Here is a 6,680-nt window from a genome sequence, read left to right as displayed (position 1 = left end):
ATCAGGCGGCTGCTGCGAAATGGTGGTTGAGCATGCCCATGGCCTCCGTCAGCGCCGAGGGCCCAATGCCAAAAGCTCTCTCCACAAGGCGCACCTCGCCCCTGATGCCGGGCTGCAGGCACCAGGGGCGAGCCTGTCCTTTGCGCAGGGCTCGCATGACTTCGAATCCCTTGATCGTGGCATAGGCCGTGGGGATCGATTTGAAACCGCGCACCGGCTTGATCAGTATCTTGAGCTTTCCGTGATCGGCCTCGATCACGTTATTGAGATACTTCACCTGCCGGTGGGCCGTCTCCCGGTCCAGCTTTCCTTCGCGCTTCAATTCGGTGATCGCTGCACCATAGCTCGGCGCTTTGTCGGTATTGAGCGTGGCAGGCTTTTCCCAGTGCTTCAGGCCTCGCAGGGCCTTGCCCAGGAACCGCTTCGCTGCCTTGGCGCTGCGGGTCGGCGACAGGTAGAAATCGATCGTGTCGCCCCGCTTGTCGACTGCCCGGTACAGGTAGGTCCACTTGCCCCGCACCTTGACGTAGGTTTCATCCAGGCGCCAGCTCGGATCAAAGCCACGCCGCCAGAACCAGCGCAGCCGCTTCTCCATCTCCGGGGCGTAGCACTGGACCCAGCGATAGATCGTCGTATGGTCGACCGAAATGCCGCGTTCCGCCAGCATTTCCTCAAGGTCGCGATAGCTGATCGGATAGCGACAATACCAGCGCACCGCCCACAGGATCACATCACCCTGGAAATGGCGCCACTTGAAATCCGTCATCGTTCCGTCCGTCCAATCTCCGCCAAGCATGCTCAAGCTTCACGATTTTTGCAACAGAGCCAAGCTAAGGCCTACACCGCATCAGGATATGTACGCGATCACGCTTACCTTGATCACCAACATTGTGATCGAGGCTGAACGCAACTGTCACGTCGGAAGCGCGCTGATCAAGAGGGGTAAGGTGCAGCCGTCGGAGATCCCTCGCCCTGCCACTGAGCTTCTGCACATCCATATGAAGCGCGACACGGTCGCCTGCTCCATCAATGATGGCGGCACGCAACGGCGCTGTTACGAAGCCCTGATTGATGATCTCGACGCTGAAGTCTCTCGCATCGCCGCATTTCGGTTGGAGCGGTAAGGGCTGGTGTAGGGCCGCGCTTACGCGCGCCTCCGGATTGATGGTCACGACGATATGAGCATCCTGCCCGAGCGCTTCGGACTTGTCATTGTGATGCTGGTGATGGTCCTGCGCGCCGGCAACCGAGGCCATGAGCAGGAGCGGCCAGGCGATCCACTTCACGTTAAGTCGCTTTCGGCGATGATCCGATCATAAGTCTGGCGCGCATGATCATATGCCGCGGCCGCGTCGGCCAGTTCCGTATCGCGGATCAAACTGTGCTTCTCATTCCAGAGCGCATCCACGCAGGTGCGTAGCCATTCGGCGCTACGCCGCGAAGCACGGATCGGTTTGTTTCCGATGGTGACGAATACGGGATAGGTATGGCCGGACCCAAGCACCCGCATTGCGATCCAGGAACTGCGGTCGATCTTCTCCTTGAAGGAGATCTGCTGGAGCGAGCCATCGGCAAGCATTTCCTGGCGTTTCACCGCCACGCCATTGACGATAAGCTCGACCGCTACCTTACGGCTGTTGCCGATCCGCGCATGTTCGATGTGCCACGGCTCTTCCGAGGCGTTCTGCACCGTCTCAGGCGATGGAGTCAGTTCGAGCATCGCGGCTATCGTGGCGCTCACCCTGACGTTACTAGCGCGGACAAATGCGAGGGGCTGCTTGCCACTCTCCCGCCCGTTCACCGTGAAATGTAGAAAATGCGTTCTGCCGTCACCCCAGTAGAGGTGGCCATTCTCAAGACCGTCCACCCAGGCGCTGTAACCCGCATCGTCCACTGGCCTTTGTGGCAACTTCACGTAGGTGCGTCCGATCCCCGGCCGAGAGTCGACCGAAGGCACGGTACACGGATAATCCGTCTCGCCTGCCATCATCAGCGTGTAACCGCAGTTGAGCAGATGATACCACGCATTGAGCTCAGCAGCAGGGGGACCATTGCAACCTGCCAAGAAATCGACCGCGCCGTGGGTCACGCCAACAATCGCTTCGTTCGTGCCGACGCTGTTGAAAGTTGGAATTTCGTAATTTGGTAGAGCGTTGGTGCCGACTATCATACCGAATGAACAATGGGTGTATCCTACCAGTGCTCCTTGGGCTTTCGCCCATTTCGCCACCGGGAGATTCCAAGATGGCCAGTCCTCCACCGCGTGCGTACCAGGGTAGCTAAGCTCCTTAAGTCTCATCAGGATCAAATGCCCGGAAAGACTTGACGGAAAACCCGAGATCTCGAGATCGTAGCGGAGCATGCTCTCTCGATCTTTCGGCGTGGGCATGGGCTTCCAGTCTGCGTTGTTAGCAGCCTGCAGTTGAGGATGTTCGAGCCGCGCCTCGGGACTGATCGCAGCACCGGAAAAGAACTGCTTCTGGTAGGAATAACCTCCAGCCCAGGTTAAGACCTCGCCAACGGAGAGAGCTTCGCCTCTTATGTGACGGATCATCGTTTCAGGTGCTACCCCTTCGGTAGGCAACATATAATGAGCACAACCTGCGGCGTGGAGATGCGTGTCGCCAGAGTACCAGCCCCATTTCGCCGGATCGATCCATCGTTTGAGCCGCACCGCTATTCGTGCGTCGCTCGCCGAAACGCGAACGGTGGCGCGCTGCACCAGATACTCAGGCCCCCTACGGACCATTATATGATACTCGCCGTCTGGCAGGCGGACGGTCTCGCCATCGGCTCGATATATGTGGGGTTGAAACGCAAGGTCGGGTGCTAGGCGCATCACCTGGGGCGGATAGATATGCTTATTGGCGTCATGGATCATCAGCGATGCCATGCAGCCGACACCATCATCATCGAGGATCTGCAGCTGAATATCGCGAGATGGTTGAGAGACAAAATCGGTTACGAGCGGGTTAGCTACCGATGCGCGACTTACGGCCCCCCAGGTAGGATTGTCCTGCAAAATTCCTGCCCCAAAGCCCAACCTGCCCGTCTTTCTTCCCCGGTCCCTGCTGTAAATCGTGGCGATCTTGTACTCCACGACATTGCCGCTCAGCACTGGCGAAGCTTCGATTTGCGACATCAGCCACATTCGTTCGATGAGGGCTTCCTTTCGAACGGTATCGGCAAGATAGGCCTTCTGCTCAGCGGCCAACTTCGAGGCCTGTGGGAACATCCGCGCAGGCATCGCACTGCCGCTGTAAATTTCGAATGCCTGCGTTAGCGATGATGGGTTAGAGACCCTCACCAAGAACGCGGTCCATCCCTGCTCGACCAAATGGCGCTTCGCTCCGCCTAACGCAGCGGCGCCCATGCCGCCTTTGTCGAGCGTGACCCTAGCGAGTGTATAGCGCTCGAGAAGCGCCTCGGCGGCAATAACTGCCTCAGCATCTTCCCTCGAGAACAGACTCGCCAGCCTGGCCATATCCGCATCGGCAATCGGCTGCCCCATTGCGGCCAGTTGCTCGACCGCGCGTTTCACGCTCGCGAAGTACGGCTGCGGCTCAATTGCGTCAGTCGAGGCGAAGACAGGCCAATGGCTGGCGCCCAGCAGCAATGTTGCGCCTGCCAGAAGTTGGCGACGATCTGGTTTGAATGGTTGGTCCAACGTTTCGCCTTCCTGTTGAGTTGCACTGAGAAGTGACCCGGGATTTTCATTGAGAAGTGACCCGGGTGGGCGTGGATGATGTACTGCCTGCGACGAGCATGCTCAAGCTTCACGATTTTTGCAACAGAGCCCTTTTAGGAGCTCTATTCCGCAGCGCTTTGGACAAGCCGGACCGAGCTTCGCAGGGGAGCCGGCATTTGCAGCCATCGCCATCAATATTTGAAGGCCACGCTGGCGCCATAGGTGGCCGGCTTGTTCGCGTACCGCACCACGGTGTCGAAATCCGCGACCACATTGTTCCAATAATATTTGTCGAGGACGTTCTTTCCCCACAGGGAAAAGCGCCAGCGCCCGTTGGCGGATTGAATTCCCGCGCGCAAATCGACCAACGCATAGCTGGTGATGCGGAAGAGCGGCGCTCCGGCGACGGCTGACGCCGTAAGGGTCGACGGATTCAGATTGCCACCGATCACCGAAACGGTGCTCGAACGATAGGTCAGGCTCCCCCCCACAAAGCCATTGAGGGCCTCACTGATCGGGAACTCATAGTCTATGTTCGTCCCGAGCTGATATTTCGGCGTGTAGGGAACGGCGACGCCGGCGAAATTGGCAGGAACGCCGGCCGCATTGATACCCGAAAATTCGTCGATCTTGGCATCCAGATAGGTAAAGGTGCTGCTGACGACCAGTGATGAAACGGGCCGTGCAACAAATTCCAGTTCAAAACCCTTGACGGTGGACTTGGGAATATTCTGGAGCACGTCGAGGATGCCGAACGGCCCGGCATCCTCCTTCGAACGCAACTGCTTGTCCTTATAGTCGTAATAGAATGCCGCACCATTGAGCTGCAGCGCACGGTCGAGCAGGGATGCCTTGAACCCTGCTTCGTAGGCCAGCACTGATTCCTGTGTCACCGGAAGATACTGGTTGAACTCAAAGGCCGAAACGGTGGGAAAGCTTCCCGCCTTATAGCCCTTCGCCACGTTGGCATAGAGCAGGATGCCGGGCTTGGGTTTCCAGTCGACACCCACGCGCCAGGATATATTGTCTTCATGCAGCGTATCGACATAATTGCCCGGTGAGCCCGGCGCCACGCTTCCGACCGCATGGTCCAGGAGATTGATCGCGAAACAATCCCCCGTCCGATAGGGTCCGGCGGCGCCGCCGAGCAGGACGTCGAAGAAGAAGGGCCCTGTATCGAACGGGATTCCGGACAGGTCCGCGTTGCAGCTGTTAACCGAGGTCTTGGCGTTGGTGTAGCGTACGCCACCCTTCAGCGTGATGGTATCGGCAACATCATATTCGACATTTCCAAAAAATGCGTAATTGGTCATCCGCTGGAAAGCCGAAAGGGTGGCGTTCGTAATAGGATATCCGAAAACAGTGCCCAACGTCGCGTTGGAGGATGTATCCGAGATATCCGATCTGACGACTTGACCGACCTTGCTGTCTTCGTAATTCGTCCCCAATACCCACCGCAGGCTGCTCTGGCTGGCATTGGCCAGCCTCAATTCTTGCGAGAAGTTTTTGATGGTGCCCCTGTCCTGGAGAAGATCGACGTCTCTGGTTGGCAAGCCGTCGCCGTCGGTTCCCTGCCGCTGCTTGTAATCGACATAGGCGGTGAGCGAGGTCAGGGTGACGCTGTCGGTCACATCGATATCGGCGCGGAGTGACGTTTGCCACATGCGGTTGTCGGCGAATGGAACTCCAGGCGTCCACTCGGCCGCGCGCGGCGTCAGGGGCGAGAACGGCGCTGCCGCTACAGCGGGATCCAGAATCGGATTTTGCGGCGTCAGTCCTATATATTGGGCGGCGGCGGTCTCGCTCTTGTCCGCCCAGCCGTTGATGTTGAGCAGGAAGCGTGCGCTGTCGGACGGCTCGAAAGCGATTTGCAAGCGCCCCATATAATTTTCGACCTTGCCGTTGCGGTCGTTCGGGCGGGAGTTGCTGATCTGCCAGCCGTCGGCGCGCTCCGAGCGACCGCTCAGCCGGGCCTTGAGCGTGTCCGATAGCGGGCCACTGACATAGCCCTCGCCAATCACCTCGTTGAATCTGCCATAACTGAGATTTGCGCCAGCATGGAATGTGTCGGTGGGCTTGGCGGCGATATAGTTGATCGCGCCGCCGGTCGCATTCTGCCCGAACAGTGTCCCCTGAGGACCCTTGAGCACTTCGACCCGCTCCAGGTCATAGGCTGAATGCGAAGCCAGAACCGGGAATGACAGCGGCACCTCGTCCGAATAGACGCTGACGGTGGGATAGGCGCCGATCGAGGTCTCGTAAAAGCCGACGCCGCGTAGCGTATAGACAGGTGTATTGCTTGATGTGTTTGTAAAGCTCAGGCTTGGAATTGTTTGGGCCAAATCCGCCAGCGAGTTGATCTGCTGGTTCTTGAGCGCGTCGCCGGAAACGACGGCGACGGTGAGGCCCACATCGTTGAGCTTCTGCTCCCGCTTGTTAGCGGTGACGACGATATCGGCAATATTCGCATCGGCGTCGTCCTGCGGCGTCTGGGCGAAAGCCGGCGCGGAGCCAAGGCCGGCCGAAGATAACGCGAGCGCAATCGAACACAGCGAAGCCTGTTGCGACCTGCCTATAACTTTCCTCATCCGAAACATCCCCTCGCTTGTTTATTTCGCCCCGGCCCTTGATACACTAGGCAGTGCTTGTATTGCGCGTCCCAAGCAAAGGCTGTGCCAAGTTGCGCCGCGAGCCGTAACGGTCGGACACTCAACATCAACCCTTTGAGGTTACACGATAAATCCTAAGCGAAATGGGTGCGATGCTGAACGCGATCATCGATTGCTTTGTGTGTCTCGGTTTCCCTCGAGTTGCTTTCACCGAAAGCCATGCCTTTTAGGGCCAGCGTCAATCGATAAACAGGAAATGATCCATCATATTTGATGCACTCATCAGCCACATTGACACATTCGACCCGACGATCTACCACGATAACTATGTAGCAATGCTCGTGTCGCGGCGCTCCGCCTGCGAGAAGGCGACAAGCTGGATC

General features: G+C 58.1%; 4 protein-coding genes. All 4 read right to left on the bottom strand.

All coding sequences use genetic code 11. The features are described 5' to 3' along the window. Position 1: 1 nt before the first annotated feature. A complete protein-coding gene (locus LDB26_RS21500; protein WP_001389365.1) occupies positions 2 to 766 on the bottom strand; it encodes an IS6-like element IS6100 family transposase in 765 nt (254 codons plus the stop codon). A gap of 64 nt (positions 767 to 830) precedes the next feature. Continuing rightward, positions 831 to 1,286, bottom strand: coding sequence for a hypothetical protein (locus tag LDB26_RS21495; RefSeq protein WP_054944279.1), 456 nt, complete (start codon positions 1,284 to 1,286; stop codon positions 831 to 833). Further along, positions 1,283 to 3,667 carry a carbaryl hydrolase CehA gene (cehA, locus tag LDB26_RS21490; protein WP_257542588.1) on the bottom strand — a complete coding sequence of 795 codons (2,385 nt, stop codon included), beginning with the start codon at positions 3,665 to 3,667 and terminating at the stop codon, positions 1,283 to 1,285. Before cehA ends, LDB26_RS21495 begins: the two co-directional genes overlap by 4 nt. Positions 3,668 to 3,879: 212 nt before the next feature. After that, the gene (locus LDB26_RS21485; protein ID WP_257542586.1) at positions 3,880 to 6,276 is read right to left on the bottom strand and encodes a TonB-dependent receptor; all 2,397 of its coding nucleotides are present in this window, start codon (positions 6,274 to 6,276) and stop codon (positions 3,880 to 3,882) included. Between the last annotated feature and the right edge of the window lie 404 nt (positions 6,277 to 6,680).

This window comes from Sphingobium sp. CFD-1 (genome assembly GCF_024611115.1).
GTDB classification, from domain to species: domain Bacteria; phylum Pseudomonadota; class Alphaproteobacteria; order Sphingomonadales; family Sphingomonadaceae; genus Sphingobium; species Sphingobium baderi_A.
This window is presented reverse-complemented; position numbering and strand designations above follow the sequence as displayed.